This window comes from Shewanella sp. AS1 (genome assembly GCF_021412565.1).
GTDB lineage: Bacteria > Pseudomonadota > Gammaproteobacteria > Enterobacterales > Shewanellaceae > Shewanella.
On the sequence record NZ_JAKCLJ010000005.1, the window covers coordinates 126,134 to 146,754 of the forward strand.

Annotated in this window: 13 protein-coding genes and 1 riboswitch; of the genes, 10 read left to right on the forward strand and 3 right to left on the reverse strand. The window is 53.6% G+C overall.

What is annotated here, in order from left to right; all coding sequences use genetic code 11:
* Positions 1 to 435 precede the first annotated feature (435 nt).
* On the reverse strand, positions 436 to 4,167 hold the full coding sequence (gene metH, locus LZP69_RS09140) for a methionine synthase (protein ID WP_234200028.1): 3,732 nt from the start codon (positions 4,165 to 4,167) through the stop codon (positions 436 to 438).
* Positions 4,168 to 4,546: 379 nt separating this feature from the next.
* Positions 4,547 to 4,722: riboswitch (cobalamin riboswitch) on the forward strand.
* Between the two features lie 30 nt (positions 4,723 to 4,752).
* Between metH and LZP69_RS09145 the strand changes: the two genes are divergently transcribed.
* From LZP69_RS09145 to LZP69_RS09190, 10 genes are all read left to right on the forward strand, one after another.
* Complete coding sequence (locus tag LZP69_RS09145) at positions 4,753 to 5,730, forward strand: ABC transporter ATP-binding protein (RefSeq protein WP_234200030.1); 978 nt, start codon at positions 4,753 to 4,755, stop codon at positions 5,728 to 5,730.
* On the forward strand, positions 5,730 to 6,809 hold the full coding sequence (locus LZP69_RS09150; protein WP_234200032.1) for a FecCD family ABC transporter permease: 1,080 nt from the start codon (positions 5,730 to 5,732) through the stop codon (positions 6,807 to 6,809). Before LZP69_RS09145 ends, LZP69_RS09150 begins: the two co-directional genes overlap by 1 nt.
* 166 nt (positions 6,810 to 6,975) lie before the next feature.
* Positions 6,976 to 8,526 (forward strand): cobyric acid synthase, encoded by a 1,551-nt coding sequence (locus LZP69_RS09155; RefSeq protein ID WP_234200033.1) that lies wholly within the window; start codon positions 6,976 to 6,978, stop codon positions 8,524 to 8,526.
* Between the two features lie 30 nt (positions 8,527 to 8,556).
* The gene (gene cobO / locus LZP69_RS09160) at positions 8,557 to 9,174 is read left to right on the forward strand and encodes a cob(I)yrinic acid a,c-diamide adenosyltransferase (RefSeq protein ID WP_234200034.1); all 618 of its coding nucleotides are present in this window, start codon (positions 8,557 to 8,559) and stop codon (positions 9,172 to 9,174) included.
* A gap of 259 nt (positions 9,175 to 9,433) precedes the next feature.
* Positions 9,434 to 10,333, forward strand: a complete 900-nt coding sequence (locus LZP69_RS09165) for a cobalamin-binding protein (protein WP_267962058.1) — start codon at positions 9,434 to 9,436, stop codon at positions 10,331 to 10,333.
* A gap of 58 nt (positions 10,334 to 10,391) precedes the next feature.
* Complete coding sequence (locus LZP69_RS09170; RefSeq protein WP_234200036.1) at positions 10,392 to 10,775, forward strand: MAPEG family protein; 384 nt, start codon at positions 10,392 to 10,394, stop codon at positions 10,773 to 10,775.
* A 36-nt stretch (positions 10,776 to 10,811) separates the two neighbouring features.
* Positions 10,812 to 11,246, forward strand: a complete 435-nt coding sequence (locus LZP69_RS09175) for an HNH endonuclease (protein WP_234200037.1) — start codon at positions 10,812 to 10,814, stop codon at positions 11,244 to 11,246.
* Positions 11,247 to 11,499: 253 nt separating this feature from the next.
* Entirely contained in the window at positions 11,500 to 15,183 is a 3,684-nt protein-coding gene (locus LZP69_RS09180) for an ATP-binding protein (RefSeq protein ID WP_234200038.1), read from the forward strand.
* Positions 15,184 to 15,837 carry a hypothetical protein gene (locus tag LZP69_RS09185; protein ID WP_234200039.1) on the forward strand — a complete coding sequence of 218 codons (654 nt, stop codon included), beginning with the start codon at positions 15,184 to 15,186 and terminating at the stop codon, positions 15,835 to 15,837.
* Positions 15,834 to 17,054, forward strand: a complete 1,221-nt coding sequence (locus tag LZP69_RS09190) for a phosphoenolpyruvate carboxylase (RefSeq protein ID WP_234200040.1) — start codon at positions 15,834 to 15,836, stop codon at positions 17,052 to 17,054. Before LZP69_RS09185 ends, LZP69_RS09190 begins: the two co-directional genes overlap by 4 nt.
* Before the next feature lie 55 nt (positions 17,055 to 17,109).
* On the opposite strand, the gene LZP69_RS09195 is transcribed toward LZP69_RS09190, so the two are convergent.
* Together LZP69_RS09195 and LZP69_RS09200 are read right to left on the reverse strand one after the other, a co-directional pair.
* Positions 17,110 to 18,489 (reverse strand): sigma-54-dependent transcriptional regulator, encoded by a 1,380-nt coding sequence (locus LZP69_RS09195; RefSeq protein ID WP_234200041.1) that lies wholly within the window; start codon positions 18,487 to 18,489, stop codon positions 17,110 to 17,112.
* Positions 18,490 to 18,492: 3 nt separating this feature from the next.
* A complete protein-coding gene (locus LZP69_RS09200) occupies positions 18,493 to 20,424 on the reverse strand; it encodes an ATP-binding protein (protein WP_442800676.1) in 1,932 nt (643 codons plus the stop codon).
* Positions 20,425 to 20,621: the final 197 nt, after the last annotated feature.

Genomic DNA, 20,621 nt, shown 5'->3' on the forward strand with positions numbered 1-20,621 from the left:
AATTCTAACCACAACCACAGAGGTTGAGGTTGAGTCTAACCCCATCGAAGTTGCCGAAATACGTAGATGAAAATGCCGTGTAGCCATCATGGATGATGGCTAAGGCTCGGGGGGACATGGATGTCCCATCTGAGCCGTTAGGCAATTTTTATCGGAGTATGAGGAAGCACAACTTCGATAGGGGCGCTGAGGGATTTCCAAAAGGGGAACAAGCGCTTTTCCCCTTTTGGTCGGGTGTGGGTTGAAAACCCACGACTTTCTCGGCCGACAGGCCGCATCCCTAGTGTGGAACGGAGTTCCACGACTTACCTCGGTCGTAAGACCGAACTCACTATTGTGGGTTGAAGACCCACGACTTTATTCCAAACAAAGTTTGGCCAACTATCAAAGAGTAATGACGATTACTCCGGATCGCTCTCTATTCTGGGTCACTCTCTATTCAGGATCGTAGTCCAACACCGGCGCCAACCAGCGCTCAGCTTCAGCAACCGTCATCCCTTTACGGGCCGCGTAATCCTCTACCTGATCGCGACCGATATTGGTGACCCCAAAGTAGCGTGACTGCGGGTGAGCGAAGTACCAACCCGATACTGCGGCTGTGGGGTACATGGCGAAGCTTTCGGTGATCTTAAGATCGATAGTCTCATCTGGCTTTAACAGTTCCCACAGTAGACCTTTTTCTGTGTGATCCGGGCAGGCTGGGTAGCCGGGGGCGGGGCGAATGCCTTTGTATTTCTCACGAATAAGCGCTTCGTTATCCAGGACTTCATCGCTGGCATAACCCCAGAACTCCTTACGCACCCGCTCGTGCATCCGCTCGGCGAAGGCCTCGGCCAGGCGATCGGCCAGGCATTTGAGCATGATGGCGTTGTAATCATCATGATTGGCCTCGAAGCGGGCGATATGCTCGTCGATACCATGGCCTGCGGTGACGGCGAAGCCGCCCATATAGTCGGCGACGCCGGATGCTTTGGGTGCGACAAAATCCGCCAGGCAGAAGTTGTGGTTGCCCATGCGTTCAATCTGCATCCGCAGATGGTGTGTGGTCATCTCAAGCTCGCTGCGACTCTCGTCTGTGTAGAGCTCGATATCATCGTGATTGACTGTATTGGCCGGGAACAGGCCGATCACCGCCTTAGCCGTCAGCCATTTCTCCGCTATGATGCGCTCTAACATCATTTTGGCATCTTGATATAACTTGCGCGCTTCTTCACCGACCACTTTATCTTCGAGGATCTGCGGGAAGTGGCCGTGCAGCTCCCAGCTGCGGAAAAACGGTGTCCAGTCGATACGTTCCACCAAATCTTCCAGCGGGTAGTCATCGAACACCTGACGCCCCAATTTATTGGGCACGAAAGGCGTGTAGTTGGCCCAGTCGTGCTGGCAGCGATTTTCCCGCGCCGCTTCGATGGATATGATCTGCTTGCGTTTGGCTTGTGAGTTACGCTTGTCGCGCATCACCTGATACTCTTCATAGGCCGCATCGATCGTGGCCTGGCGAGTTTCGTTATTGATCAGTTTCGACACCATAGGCACGGCGCGGGACGCATCGGCAATATAGATGGCGCCGTTAGGGGCATGGGGGACGATCTTCACTGCGGTATGGATTTTCGAGCAGGTGGCACCACCGATAATAGAGGGGATAGTCAGCCCTGCCTTGTGGAAGGCTTTGACGTTGTGCACCATCTCATCCAGACTCGGGGTGATAAGGCCAGACATACCGATAACATCGACATTCTCCGCCTTGGCCACTTCGATGATTTTCTCCACTGGCACCATGACCCCAAGGTCGATCACCTCATAGCCGTTACAGGCTAGCACCACGCCGACAATATTCTTGCCTATGTCGTGCACGTCGCCTTTCACCGTCAGCATCAAGATCTTGCCGTTGGACTGGCCTTCGACTTTTTCCTGTTCGATAAAAGGATTGAGATAGGCGACGGCTTTTTTCATCACCCGCGCCGATTTTACCACCTGAGGCAGAAACATCTTGCCCGAACCAAACAGATCGCCCACCACATTCATGCCGTCCATCAGCGGGCCTTCGATCACATCCAGCGGCCTGCTGGCCTGCTGGCGCGCCTCCTCGGTATCCTGGTCTATATAGTCGGTGATGCCCTTGACCAGCGCATGTTCCAGACGTTTATGTACGTCCCAGCTGCGCCACTCCAGCTCGCCTTTTTGGGGCCCTTGACTGCCATCGCCACGGTATTTTTCGGCGATCTCCAGCAGCTGCTCGGTATTATTGATTATCTCGCCCTCGGCATTTTTGGCCGTGCTGGGCAGATTCTGTACTACGGCTTCGACCCGTTCTTTGAGCTCAGGGTCGATATCATCATAAATCGCCAGCTGACCCGCGTTGACTATGCCCATATCCATGCCCGCCTTGATGGCGTGATAGAGGAATACCGCATGGATCGCCTCGCGCACCGGGTTGTTACCGCGGAAGGAGAAGGAGACGTTGGATACTCCGCCCGAGATCATCGCATGGGGCAGGGTGCGTTTGATCTCACGAGTGGCTTCGATAAAGTCCACCGCATAGTTGTCGTGTTCATCTATGCCCGTGGCGATAGCAAAAATGTTAGGGTCGAAGATAATATCCTCTGGCGCAAAGCCCACTTTATCTACTAACACCCGATAGGCGCGGGTACAGATCTCGATTTTACGCGCCTTGGTATCGGCCTGACCCACTTCATCAAACGCCATTATGATGACTGCGGCGCCATAGCGTTTCACTAAGGTGGCCTGCTCGATAAATTTCTGTTCGCCCTCCTTGAGGGAGATGGAGTTCACTATGCCCTTGCCCTGAATACATTTAAGACCCGCCTCGATCACCTCCCATTTAGAGGAGTCGATCATGATGGGCACCCGGGAAATATCCGGCTCGGAGGCGATAAGGTTGAGGAATCTCTGCATCACCTCCACGCCGTCCAGCATGCCTTCATCCATGTTGATATCGATGATCTGCGCGCCGTTTTCCACCTGTTCGCGGGCGACAGAGAGCGCCTCTTCATATTCGCCGGTTTTGATCAGGCGCAGGAACTTGGCCGAACCTGTGACGTTAGTGCGCTCACCCACGTTCACAAACAGGGAGTCGGCATCTATGGTGAGTGGCTCAAGGCCGGAGAGGCGGCAGGCCACAGGCAGATCCGGTATCTCACGGGGCTGATATTGGCTGACGGCTTGTCGGATGACGCGGATATGATCTGGTGTGGTGCCGCAGCAGCCACCGATAATATTGAGCATCCCCTCTTTGGCCCACTCGCCTATCACTTGTGCCATCTGCGCCGGGCTCTCATCATAGCCGCCGAACTCGTTGGGCAGACCCGCATTGGGGTGGGCCGAGACATAGCAGTCGGCGATTTTCGACAGCTCCTCTATATAGGGCGTCAGCTCCTGAGGTCCGAGGGCGCAGTTAAGGCCGATAGAGAGCGGCTTAACGTGGCGCAGCGAGTTGTAGAAGGCCTCCGTAGTCTGCCCCGTCAGGGTGCGGCCGGAGGCATCGGTAATTGTGCCTGAGATCATGATGGGCAGGCGCGCGCCTAACTGCTCAAATACGGTTTCGATGGCAAACAGCGCCGCCTTAGCATTCAAGGTATCGAAGATGGTTTCCACCATCAGGATATCCGCGCCGCCTTCGATTAACGCCTCGATGGACTCGCTGTAAGCCTCCACTAGCTGGTCGAAATGGACATTACGATAGCCGGGGTCGTTCACATCCGGGCTGATAGAGCAAGTGCGGTTAGTGGGGCCGAGCACCCCGGCAACATAGCAGGTGCGTCCGGTTTCCCGGCTGACTTCATCGGCGGCCAGACGTGCTAGCTTCGCGCCTTCAAGGTTTATCTCGCGCGACAGATCTTCCATCTCGTAGTCGGCCATGGCGATGCGGGTGGCGTTAAAGGTGTTGGTCTCAATAATATCGGCGCCGGCCAGCAGATATTGCTTGTGAATCTCTTTGATGATCTCAGGCTGGGTGAGTACCAAAAGGTCGTTATTGCCTTTGACATTACAGGGCCAATCTTTAAAGCGTTCGCCGCGATAGGCCTCCTCTTCCAGTTTGTGTTCCTGGATCATGGTACCCATCGCCCCATCGAGGATCAAAATCTGCGATTTAAGCTGAGCTTCAATCTGCGCGGATATCTGTCTGACAGGAGTCTGAGTCGCCATAAATGTCACCTAATGCTACGTATGCCTATGCCACAGGTTTGTGGAAGGAAATTATTTTGGATGTATAAACGTATAGACGTCTATAATAAGCGACTTATTGCATCGAGGGCAAGTCACAATAAGTATAACTTGAGTGAGTCGGATTTTTGCGCCTCTTGCAGGGTAAAAGTCTGGCCTATGCTGCACCGATAAGTTGGCGATAAGTTCTGCTTAGTTTGTCGGGCTTAGGGTTTATAGTGACTGATTACTGCCAGACTTAGGCTATTCACCAACTTGACAGTGATGAGGCTTGCCTAATAAGTCAAATGCTTGATAATAGCCAGGCAGTTAAGTGTAAATCGTTTCTCGGGATAGTTTTAGGTTCGGGAAAAGTGTCAAAATCAATCGAACTGAGTAAGGTGCTGAGCGCCGCCATTGGCGGAGAACTCAAACTTAATAGGGAATTGGGAAGGCGAGCGCCTCAGCCCAAACTGTACCCGCAACTGTGTGTGAGACTCGCTAAGCTGTTTTAGCGGACTCACGAGTCAGGATACCTGCCTTACTCCCTAGCCTAATGACTCAAGCGGGTGACTTGAGGGAGCTAATATGAGTAAGCAATGCGGGAGTTCGCTCCCAGCCGGCAGTACGCCAGCCAATACCTTGTGTCAGGACCAGTTTCAGGACCAGTTTCAGGAACCGAAATCCAGCGCCATCTCGACGCGGGATCTCTGCTGGCACGCAGGCGAGCGGGCTATCTTATCCGATATCCATCTCGAACTACCCCAAGGGCAGATGCTGGGCATTATCGGCCCCAACGGCGCCGGAAAATCTACTCTGCTGCGCTGTCTCTATCGCTACCTTAAGCCCAGTCACGGCGAGATAAGCCTGTTTGGCCAGTCGATCGACACGCTATCGGCCAGAGCCTTTGCCCGGCAGGTAGCCGTGGTGCTGCAGGACACGCCGCACCATTTCGATATGACCACCTCTCAGCTGGTGGCTCTGGGACTCACGCCCCATAAATCGGCCTTTGCCTTTAGTACGCCGGATGATAAGTCAAAGGTGGCCGAGGCGTTGGCGACAGTGGGATTAACTGAGCAGCAAAATCAAGCCTTCGAGCAGCTTTCTGGCGGCGAGAAACAGCGCGCCCTGATCGCCCGCGCCATAGTGCAGCAACCCAAACTGCTGATCCTCGATGAGCCAACCAATCATTTGGATATTCGCTATCAAATTCAGATCTTAGAGCTATTGCGAAGTTTGCAGATGACTGTGGTGATCTCTATCCACGATCTCAATCTGGCCAGCGCTCTGTGCGATCAACTGCTGCTACTGAACAAGGGTAAAAAAGTGGCTCAAGGATCGCCTGGTGAGGTGCTCACAGAAACACAGCTGTCGCAGGTATTTGGGATCTGCTGTCAGGTGTCGCCCCATCCCCAGCATGGGCGGCCGCAGATCAGTTACTACTATGGTTATCACGAGCATGGTTATAGCGAGCATGGTTATAACGGCCAAGGCGAAAGGGGTTATAACGAGCATGGTTATAACGAGCAAAGCGATAAGCCTTATCATAAAGGAGAGAGTGCGTGATGTCGCCGCTTGTTTTGCATTCACCCCGCTATCTTGCCCTGCTGGCCGCGCTGCTGCTCTTTAGCTTTTTAACGCCGCTGCTGGCGGCCGGTTTTGGCGCCGCCGAGATAGGCTTTAGCCAGGTCGTCGATCTGCTGCTTGCTGCCATGTCGGGCGCCGAGCCTGGCAGTGAGGGTGGCAGCATAGCCAGTCGCATTTTACTTGAGCTGCGATTACCGCGTATTCTGCTGGCCTTTGTCGCTGGTTTCGGTTTGGCTATCGCGGGTATGGTGCTGCAAACTGTGACCCGCAATCCCCTGGCCGACCCCTATCTGTTTGGGATCTCCTCTGGTGCCTCCTTCGGCGCTGTGCTGGTGCTGACCCTGTTTGGCGGTGTGGGGATTGCCGGTTCCTCCATCGCTCAGACACTCTCTTTATCTCTCTCGCAGTCTCTGTCGCTGCCACTGGGCGCTTTTATCGGCGCCAGTCTCTCGGTTCTGCTGGTGCTGGCACTGTGCGGGCGCAACATGAGCACTCAGATTGAGCGCATGCTGCTCTCTGGGGTGGCTGTCTCCTTTATGTTTGGTGCCCTCACCAGTCTGTTGCTCTATTTCTCCGGCCCCCAGGCGGCGGCCTCATTGCTGTTTTGGAGTTTGGGCAGCTTTGCCAAGGCCAGTTGGGGCAGCTTAACCTTGCCTGTCGTGACACTGGTGTTCTCGACTCTGGTTATTCTGCTGTTTAAACGCTCGATTATCGCCATGAAGGCCGGCGATGAAACGGCTCACACCTTGGGGGTGAATGTTCAGAAGCTGCGTCTGGGTATGCTGCTGCTCTGTTCGCTGATAACGGCTGTGGTGGTGGCGCACTGCGGCGGCATAGGGTTTGTGGGTCTGATGATCCCCCACATGGTGCGTCTCTTGCTGCCGGGACAATTTCCATTGCTGGTGACCGGTGTCGTGGGGGGATTATTTATGATCTGGGTCGATGTGCTCGCCCGTAGCCTGCTCAGTTATCAGGAGCTACCCATAGGGATCATCACGGCTGTGATAGGCAGTGTGTTCTTCCTGTCGATTCTCGTAAGTAAGCGCCGGGAGACATGAGTGCGCAAAGAGGTAAGTGCACAAAGCATTAGGTGCGCCAAGCCCTATGTGCTCAGGGCAGTAAGTTCACAGGGCAGTGGGCGCAAGCTTATTAGATGAAGCAAAGAGGTTATCGTGATGTTGAGTCGTAATAGTGGCGTTGAGTCGTAATAGGGCGAAAAAAATAATGGAAAAACAAGCGGCTGACAGTAATAAAGGTGCCAGTATCTTAATGGTGCAGGGCACCACATCCGATGCGGGTAAGAGCACCCTAGTGGCCGGGCTGTGCCGCTATTTTGCCCGTCAGGGGGTGTCGGTCGCGCCTTTTAAGCCCCAGAACATGGCACTAAACAGCGCCGTTACTCGTGACGGCGGCGAGATAGGCCGCGCCCAGGCGTTGCAGGCAATCGCCTGTGGTATTGCCCCTCACACAGACTTCAATCCTATCCTGCTAAAACCCAACTCGGATACCAGTTCCCAGGTGATCATTCAGGGGCGGGCACTCTCTAATATGGAGGGGCAGGAATACTTTGGTAAGAATGCCCAGGGGTATCGGGTGAAGGCGATGACAGCCGTTCTCGATTCCCTCTCTCGTTTGCAACGTCAGTATCAACTTGTGATGGTGGAAGGGGCGGGCAGTCCGGCGGAGATCAATCTGCGCGAAGGCGACATAGCTAATATGGGCTTTGCTGAGGCGGTAGACTGCCCGGTGATCTTAATTGCCGATATCGACAAGGGCGGCGTATTCGCCCATATAGTCGGCACGCTGGCCTTGTTGTCCGAGTCAGAGCAAGCACGCATCAAAGGGGTGGTGATCAACCGTTTTCGCGGCGATATCTCTCTGCTGCAATCTGGGCTGGACTGGTTAGAAGCTAAAATCAATAAGCCGGTTCTGGGGGTCTTACCCTATCTTGAGGATCTGCATCTGGACGCCGAAGATGCCATCAGTCAAGCGCCGGATAAATCGGCGCAGGCCAGATTCAAGGTGCGTATCCTGCTACTGCCTAGGATCAGCAATCACACAGATTTCGATCCCTTGAGGCTGCACCCTGAGATAGATTTTGCCTATCTGAATGCCACAAGCGCGCCCGAGCGCCTAAGCCGAGAGTTGTTGCAGGCAGATCTTGTGATCCTGCCTGGCAGCAAGAGTGTGCGCCAAGATTTGGCGACCCTATTGGCCAATGGCTGGGACAGCTGGCTCAAGAGGTACCTGCGCTATGGTGGTAAACTGATGGGGATCTGCGGCGGTTATCAGATGCTGGGGCAGGTGATAAGCGACACACAGGGTGTCGAAGGAGAGGCGGGTGAGAGTGAGGGCTTAGGTTTGCTGCCTATCATCACTGAGCTGACGCCAAAGAAGCGGTTAACTCAGGTTGCTGGGCAGCTGAGGCTTCTGGGCGCGCAGACAGAAGTGAAAGGCTATGAGATCCATTGTGGCCGCTCTCGAGTATTGGATGAAAGCGTACCTCTTCTTAGGCTGTTCAACCAGGCTGACGCGATCGAGCCGAAAGACCATATTCTTGATGGCTGCCTCTCCGATGACGGGCGGGTGTTAGGCACCTATCTTCACGGTATTTTTGACCAGCCGCCTGCCTGTGAACTTCTGCTAAGCTGGGCAGGAATGGCTCAGAGCGGTGCGATAGAGATGAGTCAGCTCAGGGAACAACAGTTGGATCGCCTGACCGATATGCTCGAACAACATCTGGATCTGGATAAGCTGAAAGAATGGATTAGGTAACGGGTGAATTTAAGTAAAAACAGGATAAACATGGCAGATCAACAATCGAGTGATAGGCGCAAGGCCGAGCGGCATAAGGCGCGCCAGCAGAAAGTGAAGGCGGCCGTGGATGCCAAAATCGCCAAGGCGCAGATAGAGAAGGGCGTGCTTCTGATATTAACAGGTAACGGCAAGGGCAAGACCACAGCAGGCTTTGGCAATATCACCCGCGCAGTCGGACACGGTAAGAAAGCGGCCGTGGTGCAGTTTATCAAAGGTAACTGGCCCTGCGGCGAGCGAGCGGTTCTGGAAAAAGTGGGCGTAGAGTTTCATGTGATGGCCACAGGTTTCACCTGGGAAACCCAGGACAAGGAGAAAGACACCCAGGCAGCCATGAGCGCCTGGCTGGAAGCGGAAAAGCTGCTGCAGGATGAGACGGTCGATATCCTGCTGCTCGATGAGCTGACCTATATGGTGAGTTATCACTATATCGAGCTGGAAAGGGTATTAACTGCCTTGAGGAATCGACCGCCCATGCAGCATGTGATCATCACGGGCCGCGCCTGCCACAGAGCTATAATCGAGCTGGCAGATACGGTCAGCGAAGTGCAGCCGATTAAGCATGCGTTTGATGATGGAGTTAAAGCCCAGCTCGGCTTCGATTACTGATTTCTTTTAAATTGCTATTGCAGAGCCCAATAGCGGCGTTGCGTCCTCACTCACGACTCGCCTACCTAAAGGTATGTCTTCGTCGTTCGTTGTGGGGCGCCTTGCTCTTGGGCTCTTCATGACGCAATTTGGTTAGTTTGTAGCGATGCCAGCTCACCCAATCACATACTGAAGTATGCTCATGGGCTGAGCTGACTTGACGGCTTAGCCACAGCGGCAAACAGATTGAAATCAGTTTAACGATACTTTTTGGACGGATATGTTTAGATTAATAAGTAATTTAAAGCTTAAGTGTGGCTCCTTCGCCATCGCCCCCCGCGCCTCGTTCCTCGCACCCCGCTTTTTGCTCATTCCTTTGTTATTTGTGGTTTGTCTCGGCGCCAATGCCGCCGACGAGTTTAAACCGGCAAGCAAGATAGTCGCTCTGTCGCCTCACGCCGTGGAAATGTTGTTTGCCATAGGGGCAGGCGATAAGATAGTGGCGACCACAGACTATGCCGACTATCCCGAACAGGCGAAGGCTATTCCCAGAGTCGGCGGCAATTATGGGGTTCAGATAGAGAGAATCATTGAGCTCAATCCGGATTTGATTCTGGTCTGGGGGAGCGGCAATAGGCCTGAAGAGATAGCAAGGCTCAGGCAACTTGGTTTTGCGCTTTATGACAGCTCGCCTAAGACGCTTGAGGATGTGGCCAAGGATCTGCGTGCATTGGGGGAATTGACCGGGCAACAGGTTCAGGCAGACTCGCTCGCCGATACTTATCTGGCAAAGCTTGCCCAGCTTAGATCGGAGAATTTAGCCAAGGCGCCGGTCAAGGTGTTTTATCAGCTCTGGTCGACGCCCTTGATGACGGTTGCCAAAGGCAGTTGGATAGAGCAAATTATCCAGGTGTGTCATGGCGATAACGTGTTTGTCGATGCCGCCAACGCCTATCCTCAGGTGAGTCTAGAGGCGGTGCTGCTCAAACAGCCCCAGGTGATATTGCAGAGCCAAGATGAGGGTAATATCAAGGGACTGGATTGGTCGGTTTGGCAGGAGATCCCAGCGGTGAAACAGCAGCACATTTATCAACTGAACGCAGATTTATTGCACCGCGCATCACCTAGGGCACTGCTTGGCGTCGAGTCCGTGTGTGATGCCTTGGATACTGCTAGGTAATAAGTTTGCAAAGTAATAAGATAGAGTGAAATCGAGGCGATGAGCCAAGGAGAAGAGAATGAATATACTACTGAGCTGTTTACTGATCGCTTTACTATTGCCCTATATCACCAAAGGGCCTGTGGCCTATGCCATGGCAAAACTGGGCGGTTATGACAATCACCATCCCCGCGCTCAGCAGGCGCAGCTCACTGGCTTTGGTGCCAGAGCGGTTGCAGGACATCAAAATGCATTCGAATCTCTGCTGGTGTTTGCCGTGGCATCCTTGACTGTCATGGCGCTCGATAAGGTCAATGATATTGTCTCTACTTTGGCCCTTGTCTATGTTGTCTCGCGTATTGTCTACCATATCCTCTATCTACTGGATAAGAGCACCCTGCGCTCTCTGTCCTGGTTTGTGGGTTTCTTTAGCGCTATCGGGATCTTTTTGCAGGCGTTTTAGTGTGATGGCTTTTGAGTGAACGCTTAAGGCGGCAATATGTTTTCAGTGATTTTTGATGGCGATAATCGACGAACCAAAACCTTTAAAACCCTCAAAGGAGCGCAGCGCGCTATCTGGAAATGGCTCAAAGCCAATGAGCAACATCTAGGTTATTCGGCGACCCTGATAGGGCCAGGTATAGAGACAGCAGTGTTTCAGGATGCGGCTATGCTGCCTTTCGAGGAGCAAAAGCCTATCGACTTTCTACAAACCGGGGCATGGGTCAATCTTAAACACTTAGCTTATAAGCGATATGGTAACCACTGTGCTTGCTGCGGCAAGTCTCCCAAGGAGGGTGTGGTGTTGCATGTGGATCATATAAAACCCCGCTCTCTCTATCCCGAACTGGAACGAGATATTAATAACCTGCAGATCCTTTGCCGTGATTGTAATCTGGGCAAATCTAACCTGTCTGAGATGCAATGGCGTTAGTTGGCTATTGGATGAATACTGCCCCTGTGTCGATTTTTTAACTGAATTTTAGTCCGCAATTTCTACCTTGAGCACGGTTTTTAAACGTCTGCACGCCTCGACTCCTCGCCCCGATTGCCAAGGCTACGGCTTTGTTTTACTTTAAGGGACAAACTATTTATTCCCCATCTAGCAGGTCTGTACTTCGCAGGTTTGTCTCAATGGATTTTGACACGAATATATGCGCTGCCCGTGTCGTTAGGAAAGGAAACAGATGCCAAGCTTAAATCGAATTGTGCTGATAAATACGCACCTTCCCGGTGTCGTCGAACTCGCCCTCGATGGACACACTAACATTTGTGGTACCAATGCCTCGGGCAAGACCACGCTGCAACGCCTCATCCCCGTGTTCTATGGCGAATACCCCAGCCGTGTGGTGCCATCGACCCGTGACAGTTTCGAGCGTTGGTATCTGCCCCACGATTCGAGCTATATCATCTATGAGTATGGCCGCGATGATGGCCAGTTTTATCAGGCTGTACTGGCCTCGGCGGGGGACGGTAAAGGGGTGAATTACCGATTTGTGGCCAAGGGGTTCGAGCTTGAGGATTATGTCAAATCCCATCAGGACGACACCATTTTATGCCACAACATGGCCGATTTTGGCCGTGAGATGAAGCGCCAAGGGGTTGCCACCACAAACCTGCTTAATACCCGCGAGTTTCGCGCTATTATACAGAACGATCGCACCCTGCTGAGCACAGGCAGCAACCGCAGCGAGCTGCGTGCCTATGCCCGTCAGTTCTCTCTGTGTCAGAGCGAGCACTCACTGCGCCATATCGAGAAACTGGCCAAGGCGGTGCACTCCAAAGAGGGCAAGATGGAGACGATTAAGTCGATGATCGCCGCCATTCTGGAGGAGGACGGGGTGAATCCGCCCACCTCGCGTATCAATCCTCAGCGAGTGGAGGCCTGGATCCGCGAGAGTCAGTTGATTCAGGGGTTCGAACAGATACGCCCCGAGTTTGAAAAATTGGAACAGGAGTTCAATCAGCTGCTCAGCGCCGAGCAGCGTCTGGCTGGCTTAAAGCGCGGCTATGCCAAGGATGAGAGCGATGAGATCGCCCGTCAGGAGGAGCATGAAGAGCGCTCCAAATCCTTAGGTCAGCAGCTTCGCAACTTAGATGAAGAGTGGAAAGAGGTGCGCGATGAGCTCAACCAGGAGTTGTCGGCGGCCAAGGGCGATATCGCTAAATTTGAACATGAACTTGACGCCATCGAAGATCAGCACACCAGCTTTCTCGATGCCGATATCGAGCAGGCCAAGTTAGATCTCGAGCAACTGCCCAGCTGGCGCGGCAATCTGGAAAACCTCACCGAACGCCATAAGCTGCAGACAGAGAAGCATCAGGATATCGAGGCGGCTTACAACGCGCGTCGCAGCAAGATAGGCGAGAACCTCAACCGCGAGTTGGAGCAACTGGATAAAGATCAAGACAAACACCGTGAGGCGCGCGATAAGCAGCAGAACCTGGCGCGCAGCGAATTAGCCGAGCTGGAGCAGCAGTGGCGCGAACAGATAGAGGCGGGCAACTCGAAGCACAAGGATAACTTGTATCAGCACAGACTCAGCGCCGCCGAGCTTTCGCTGCAGGTGAAAAACGTCACCTACACAGAGGAGGAGAAACTGGCGCTGGCGATATTCGATGAGCGTATCAGTCGTGCCGATGAGGAGCAGGAGGTGTGTAACCTCAAGCTGGATAAGCTGAGCGTTGAAGAGCGCAAGATCAGAGCTAAGCGGGAGCAGGCCAATGAGGCCCTGCGTCAGGCGGGCCAAAGGGTGTTGGAACGTCAAGGTGTGCTCGATGAGCTGCACCATGTGCTCTATCCCCAGTCCCATACTCTGCTGGAATACCTGCGTAAAGAGGCTGAGGGTTGGGAGAGCAGTATCGGCAAGCTTATCAATCCCGAGCTGCTGCATCGCAGCGATCTGCATCCTGCTCTTAGTCAGGGAAGCAGGGGGCAGGGCAGCAGTTTCTGCGGTCTTGAGCTGGATCTTAAAGCGATCGATATCCCCGAATATGCCGCCTCAGAGCAGGAGCTGCGTGGCCGCTACAGCGAGGCCGAAGAGGCGCTCGCCGCCGCCAAGGAGCTGCAGGCTCAGGCGGAAGCCAATCTGGTGGCCATCAACGGTGAGCTGGACAAACTCAACCGCGAACTGACTTTCGCCAGAACCGCTTATAAGAACAGCCGTGACGATCTGCGCCGCCTGTTCGATGAGAAACGCAGCGAGCAGGAGAAGATCAATAAGGCGCTCAGCGATCGCAAGGCGCAGGCGCAAAAAGCCCTGACCCGCCTGGAGAGTGAGCTTAAGCAGCTCGAATCTCAGCACCAAGTTTGGGTCGAGGAGCAAAAAGAGCTGGCGCTGGAAGCACGCATGGAGAAAAGCGCCTACTGGCAAGAGGTTGTCGGCGTTCTGGACAATCAGCTCGCTCAGGTGAAAAGCACCATCAACGAGCGCCGTGAAGCGGCTAAGCAGGAGCAGAAAGCCTGCGAGCAGTGGTACAAGAATGAGCTTAAATCCCGCGGCGTCGATGAGGATAAAATTGTTCAGCTCAAGCAGCAGATCCGCGAGCTTGAGCAGCAGATCAGCAAGGCGGAGCAGCGTCGCAGCGAGGTACTGCGCTTCGATGACTGGTATCAGCATACCTGGCTCGCCCGCAAGCCTAAGCTGCAGACACAGCTGAGTCAGGTGAAGATTGCCGCCTCCGAGCTGGAGCAGCAGTTAAGTGCCAAGGCCAATGAGGTCAAGCAGCAACGTCAGCAGTTGGACGGTGAGCGCAAGCAGTCCGACGCAGTGCAGGTGGAGGCTTCAGAAAACCTGACCAAGCTGCGTAGCGTGATGCGTAAGCTGGCGGAGCTAAAACTGCCTGCCAATAACGATGAGCTGCAGGGCAGCCTGAGTGAGCGTCTGCGCCAAGGCGAAGAGCTGCTGCTCATACGGGATCAACTGCTGGGCTCGGTGAAGCAGTATATTGAGCATTTCGATTCGGTGATCTTAAGTAAATCCGGCTCCAGCCTGTCGGAAACCTGGGAGCGAGCCCGTGAAGATTCCAGCTTTATCAATGACAAAGGCATACGTCTGCTGGATTACCGTAAGCTGGTGCCTCAACTTGAGCAGCTGCTCAATGTGATGGTGCCGCAAGTGGTGATGGGGCTGCGGGAGCAGGGACGAAACTTTGGTATCGACTTGACGGCTTTCTACGATGTGCTGGCGGATATCGATCGCCGTATCGCCTCCCAGAGCGCCCGCATCACTCGCGAGGTGGGCGAGGAACTGTTCCTCGATGGCGTCAGCGAGTCGGCAGTTAAAATCCGCTCGCGCATCAGCGAACTGGAGTTTTGGCCCGAGCTGGAGGTGTTTGTTAAAGCCTTCCGGCAGTGGAAGGCCGGCGGCTTCGCCGAGTTGCCGGACGAGCACTATACCAGCAGCATGCGCCGCGCCCTGGACATTATCGGCCGGGCAGCACTCACGGGCGGTATCGCCAAACTGCTGGAGATAGAACTGCGCCTCAAGGAGGGTAACAGCGATCTGGTGATCCGCACCGACCGTCAGCTCAACGAGTCCTCTAGTCACGGTATGGCTTATCTTATTTTGTGTAAGTTCCTGCTGGCCTTTACTCGCCTGCTGCGTGGCCGCGCCGATGTCACCATTCACTGGCCTATCGATGAGCTGGGCACTTTGCACCATGGTAACGTGAAGAAGATTTTCGATGCCTGTGAAAACAACAATATCAGCGTGTTGGGTGCATTCCCCAACCCCGAGTCCGAGGTACTGAACCTGTTTAGCAATCGCTATATCATCAATAAACAGACCAAGAAACTGCAGGTGGTTAAGCCGCAGATGAATCCCATAGCCGACAAGCTCAGAGAGCGATTGACTAAGGAGGCGGTGTAAATGAGCGATCCAATGCAAAGCGTATTAGTGGGCCAGGGCGCCGTTATCGAGAGCCTGCTGCGGGGCGAATTTATCTGCCGCACCAGCAACGAAGAGGCCTGGCGGGCGCTCAAATCCGGCACAATGCGAGGTAATGTCGAGCAGTATCTGAATCAGATCAACCGCACTGTGGCCTGCGCCGGCGAGGGGGATGTTTTCTTCTGCGGCTATCTGCAGCTGGGGGAGAATGAGCGCAAGGTGATATCGAGTCAGTTTCGCGATATTTGTAACGCCCTGATCCCGCTGGTGGAGTGGCTGGTGTTGGTGCAGGAGGCCAGTGGCCAGGATGCGCCGCTATCGGAAGGGGCGGCGGTGCGCCTCAATGAGCTACAAAGCCGCATCGAAGATACCCCGGCATTTCGTGAGCAGCTGACCAAGATCAGCCATTATCGCCTGTTCGGTTCCACCAGTCCCCAGGTGGATGCCCAGATAAAGTTAGTGTTTAAGCGACTGGTGGAGCTGGGTTACCTGCTGCGCCCCAATGTGGAGAAACAGATCTATATCGCCACGGGTAAGCTGGATTATCTCTATGAAGTGATCCGCTTTATCGATGAGACCGAGGGGCTGAGCCTGGAGGCCCAGGCGGAAACGGCGATTCAACGGGATCTGATATGAGCAGCAACCTACATCAGGCCGGTGTTGCTCTGCTAAAACAGCTGGGTCGCCATGCGGATCTTGTGATGGATGTCTACCTGTCCGGCTCCATCAGCGAGGGCGGTGAGCAGGCGCAGGCGATAGAGAAGCTGCGTCAGGCTGATATCCTCTGGCGCCCCGAGCCGGGACAGGATCTGCGCCTGAAACGCTCGGTGCGCGCCCTGTTAGAGGAAGCCTTAAAGGATGAGCGCAACAGGCAGATAGATGCCAATGCTGGATCTGGTCTGGCGACCATTAAGACCTTGGCGGATCACTACAAAGAGGCGCGCCACAACGCCGACTATAGCGCCAGCGAGGCCTATCTTAGCGATCTCAATGAACAGGTCTACAGCTTCGCCGAAGGCTTAAAGTATTCGATCCGTGTGCTCTGGAGCCGCATCAATAACGAGTTCGGTTATGTGGGCACTATTAATGCTAAGATCCGCGAGAATGAGCTGGCTCAGAGTCAGGTCAGTGAACTGCTCAACGGCCTGGAGATGTTCCAGTTTAGCGAGCTTGGGGAGATAGCAGGTGATATCCGCGAGCTGAGAAAACTCCTGGTCACTACCCTGCAGGAAACCCTGAGTGACTGTACTCAGGAGCTGGGCGTGGTGCAGAGCCGTCTGCTCGAACTATTGGGGCGCTTTAGGCAGATCCAGGGACGAACCCGTCTGCTCAAGGGATGGCTGCTACACACGGATATGCATCCCGATTATCAGGTGAGCGATCATGTGGGCCACAAACAGCTGCCCGTGCTGTTTAACTGCGCCGAGCCTTTGCTATCGCCCGCCAGTGTGGATGTGACCAACACAAGTCAGGAGAGTGAACTGCTGGAGATGGTGGCCAGCATCAAGTCTATCAGTCGCACCGAGCGAGACTTCTCCTACCGCGAGCAGGATCAGGCCTTTGCCTTAGTGGATGCAGAAGATTTCGATATCCCCGATAACCCGCTCAAGCTGGCGGTGGACGAGTATTTCTGTGAGGTGATCGACTCGGGCCTGCGCCAATCGGCATTGCAGTACCATGAACAGAAGGCGCTGGCGTGGGACAAAGAGAGCTGGCTCTATCAGGTGATCTGCGGCTTTGACGGCCTACCCGAGGAGCACAGACGCTATTTCGAGCTTGAGCCCATAGGTGAGCCTCATCCCGTGTACAACGGTAACTTTATTATCCGCGATGTGGAGCTGTGGATGGCCTAGGGGCTGTTGATTCTTTGCGAGAAAAGAAGAAGGGACGCATTGGCGTCCCTTCTTGCTACTGATTTTTCAATCGGCGACTCAGGGCACTTTGGCTGATCCCCAGTAGTTGAGCCGCTGCGGTTTGGTTATTGGCGGTGCGACTCATGGCTTCATCCACTAAAGCCTGATTCACTTCGGCTAGGGTCGGCAGTACTCTGGGGAAGATGAGCCTGTCCGTGGGCGCGTCATCCAAAGATCTGTGTTCGTTGATCGCTTCCATAAAGGGAGAGGTATTCAGCGCCACTCCGTCACTGCGGCTGACGGCATCGAACACCATGCCTTTGAGTTCATGCAAGTTACCTGGGAAGGGGTAGTGGCGTAATTGCTCCGCAAGCTCTCTGGGCTGGATCGGCGCTGGTAATGCCATCTCAGTGGAGGCCAGCTGGATAAAATGGTTGATCAGCATGGCGATATCCAGCTGTCTTTCGGCCAGAGGTGGCAATTTGATCTTGTGGGCGCGCAGGTGGTAGAGCAGATCGCTGCGAAACTCGCCGGCTTGATGCAGTTTCAGCAGATCTTTCTGGGTGGAAAGCACGAATTTACACATTATCGGATACTGAGTATCGCTGCCTATCGGGGTGTAGTAGCGGCTTTCTATCATCTGCAGCAGTTTAACCTGGGCATCTAAGCTAAGGGCATCGACATCGCTGAGATAGAGTACCCCCTCGCCAGTTTGATGCAACAACCCAGCAAGGGCATCGACCTGACCACTGTTGTGATGATACAGCTGGCCGCAGAGCTTCTGCTCGAAGGTGGCGCTATTAATACTGCTTAGATTGAGGCTGACAAAGGGTGCATGGGGACGGCAAAGGGCATGACAGGAGCGGGCAAACTCATGTTTGCCAGTGCCATGTTCGCCGCAGATCAGCAGAGGCTCCGGGCTGATGGCCACCGCTTCGAGATAGCGAAACTGATCCAGCAGGACAGGCTCGCAGGTGAGAATATTATTAAATGCCTTGGGGTTGGCCAGGGTTCGGCTCAGGAAGCGCTCTTTGATATGCAGGTAGTTACGCTCCAAACCCACAACTTCCAGGGCGCGTCTGACCGAGTGAGCCAGTTCATCCACATTATCTGTCTTAATGAAATAGTCATAGGCGCCTTTTTTGATACAACGCACGGCGGTTTCCACCTCGTTGACCCCAGTGACAATAAGTACCCGGGTATTGGGAAACTGACTGCGGATCTGCGCCAGCAGCTCCTCACCCGAATGATAGGGCATGGTGAGATCCAGTAGCACCAAGGCATAGTCTCCCACTTGCAAACGGTTCAGTACCTGACGGCTATCGACACAGGTGTCGATTACTGCCTCAGGCACTAAGCGTTTTAGTGTGATCCCTAAGGTGCGCAGCCAGGTGGCTTCGTCATCGACTAGGAGAATATTTCTTGCCAGTTTCATGGTTTATTCCTCCACCTTTTCAAATATCAGACTGACACTGCTTCCTTTACCTTGACTCGAATCTAACTGCATCTGGCCATTATGCTGTTTAATGATTCTACTGCTGACAGATAAGCCTAATCCTGTTCCGCCTTCGTGGCGGCGGCTAGTAAAGAAGGGTTCGGTTGCCCGTTTGAGTGTGACACCATCCATGCCAATGCCGTTGTCACTTAGTTTGATAATGGCCTGGGTCTGGGTCGTTTGAGTTTCAATCACTATCTGGCCAACATTACCCTGAAAGGCATGGCAGGCATTTTGGATAAGATTGATCATCACTTGTTGCAGTTGCAGCGGATCGCCATACACCACAGGGCTAGGCTCAGTTAGCTTAAGTCTCACTCTATGTAGTTTGGTTTGATTTGTGGTTAAACGCAGAGCCACGTGTACAACTTCGTTCAGTGCGACTCGAGTCTGTTCATCTTGATGGTGAGGTGTGGCGTAACGCTTGAGATCGTGCACAATTCGGCTGATGCGCTGGGCGGCTTCTTCTATGCTCTGGCAGCTTTGGTGAAGCTCAGTCATGGCCAGATCGGGTGAGAGTCCCGCAACCTGCCAGAAGGGGTTTTGTTTTTGATAGTGGTGGCTGGCTTGTGCTAGATCTTTCAGGGCCGAGGAGAAGAGTGCCACCGCATGTATGATAAGTCCAGTTGGGTTGTTGATTTCATGGGCGATCCCCGCCGATAGCTCGCCCAGTGAAGCGAGACGGCTGCTTTCTTCGTTGGCCTGTTTGAGTCTGTGTTGCTCGGTGGACTCCTCCAGCAAAACGACGACTTGTTCCTGGGCTATGGGGTGGATCTGCAGGTGCCAGAACTGCTGGCGATGGCTAAGTTCAGCACTGAGGGATTGCTGCCCGGATAACACTTTTTTGAGAGCCACTTGTAATGAAAATCGCTGCCTGTCCAGATAGTGCAGTTCATCTGAGGTGAGAAGTTGGATATTGTTGTCATTACTCCAGAGCCGTTGCTGCTGTTTGTTTAAGATGGTGACCCCGTGAGGGATACCGTCTAATACCGACTGAAACTGGGTCGAGAGCTCGGAGATTTCGGCCTCGACCCTATGGCGATGGGCGAGTTCCTGATCTAGTGCCAGAGTACGACGGCGCAGACGGATACTGATATAGCCAGTGTAAAGCATGCCGGAAATCGAGATGATAGCTGTGATAATGGCGATATTGAATACCATATGCTCTGTGCTGGTCAGGTCTACTTTTTCTCGTCCCGTACCGAACCATTTATTGACCAGTTCGTCATACTCACCCGAGAGTTTCAGCTGTCTGAGGGCATCATTGATCTGTCCCATCAACTGCGCCTTACTCGAGTTAGTGATAAAGTTAAAGGCACCATAGATTAGGGCGTCGCTGGAGCTGCGCACATAGGGATAGAGGGGCATCAGGCGTCGGGCAACAAAGCTTTCGGCGATGACGACATCTACCTGATGGTTGAAAAGTAGTTGGAAACCGGTTTCATAGAGATCTACATCCACCCGTTGAAACTGCTGTGGATAACCCGAGAGATAAACATCAACAAAGGAGCTACGTTTAATGGCGACCCGTTTATCCTTGAGATCAGCCCAACTGGTGATAAGCGCATGACCATGCAGGGTATAGGCGTTGGCGTGGGTGGCATAGATGGGATCCGACTGGCTCAGTTGCCGCCCTACATTGACCGGACTGACGACCGCAATAACATCGATATCGCTCATAGGGTCGTGCACATCATCGAGCAGTTGCTGAAAGCTTTTTCGCCTGATAATTATTTTCTTATCAATAAGCTGACCTATGCGCTCCATTAGCTCAATATTGAAGCCTTGATCTATGCCGTTGTTGCGCCACTCAAGAGGGGCTGTGGTCGAGTGTACGCCAAGCACGACATAATCATCTACTTGAGTATGACGCAAAGCAGTGTTTCCCTGCGCCTCTGGCTCGAGGGCAGCAAGGGGAAAAGTTATGCTGAGCAGCAATGTCAGGAGTAACAGGTATCTCATCGCGCCATTCTAAACCCTCTGTTGTACTCGAAACTGTGCAGTATTACGCGAATTAGCGATTGGTGAAATACTATTTTTTGAGATGTGATTTAGCTCTATATTAACTATGC

Bases quoted from the DNA above. Each gene is read 5' to 3' on its own strand.
- LZP69_RS09150 (WP_234200032.1), top strand. From the start codon at position 5,730: ATGTCGCCGCTTGTTTTGCATTCACCCCGCTATCTTGCCCTGCTGGCC.
- LZP69_RS09190 (WP_234200040.1), top strand. From the start codon at position 15,834: ATGAGCAGCAACCTACATCAGGCCGGTGTTGCTCTGCTAAAACAGCTG.
- LZP69_RS09145 (WP_234200030.1), top strand. From the start codon at position 4,753: ATGAGTAAGCAATGCGGGAGTTCGCTCCCAGCCGGCAGTACGCCAGCC.
- LZP69_RS09155 (WP_234200033.1), top strand. From the start codon at position 6,976: ATGGAAAAACAAGCGGCTGACAGTAATAAAGGTGCCAGTATCTTAATG.
- LZP69_RS09185 (WP_234200039.1), top strand. From the start codon at position 15,184: ATGAGCGATCCAATGCAAAGCGTATTAGTGGGCCAGGGCGCCGTTATC.
- metH (WP_234200028.1), bottom strand. From the start codon at position 4,167: ATGGCGACTCAGACTCCTGTCAGACAGATATCCGCGCAGATTGAAGCT.
- LZP69_RS09170 (WP_234200036.1), top strand. From the start codon at position 10,392: ATGAATATACTACTGAGCTGTTTACTGATCGCTTTACTATTGCCCTAT.
- LZP69_RS09175 (WP_234200037.1), top strand. From the start codon at position 10,812: ATGTTTTCAGTGATTTTTGATGGCGATAATCGACGAACCAAAACCTTT.
- LZP69_RS09165 (WP_267962058.1), top strand. From the start codon at position 9,434: ATGTTTAGATTAATAAGTAATTTAAAGCTTAAGTGTGGCTCCTTCGCC.
- LZP69_RS09195 (WP_234200041.1), bottom strand. From the start codon at position 18,489: ATGAAACTGGCAAGAAATATTCTCCTAGTCGATGACGAAGCCACCTGG.
- cobO (WP_234200034.1), top strand. From the start codon at position 8,557: ATGGCAGATCAACAATCGAGTGATAGGCGCAAGGCCGAGCGGCATAAG.
- LZP69_RS09180 (WP_234200038.1), top strand. From the start codon at position 11,500: ATGCCAAGCTTAAATCGAATTGTGCTGATAAATACGCACCTTCCCGGT.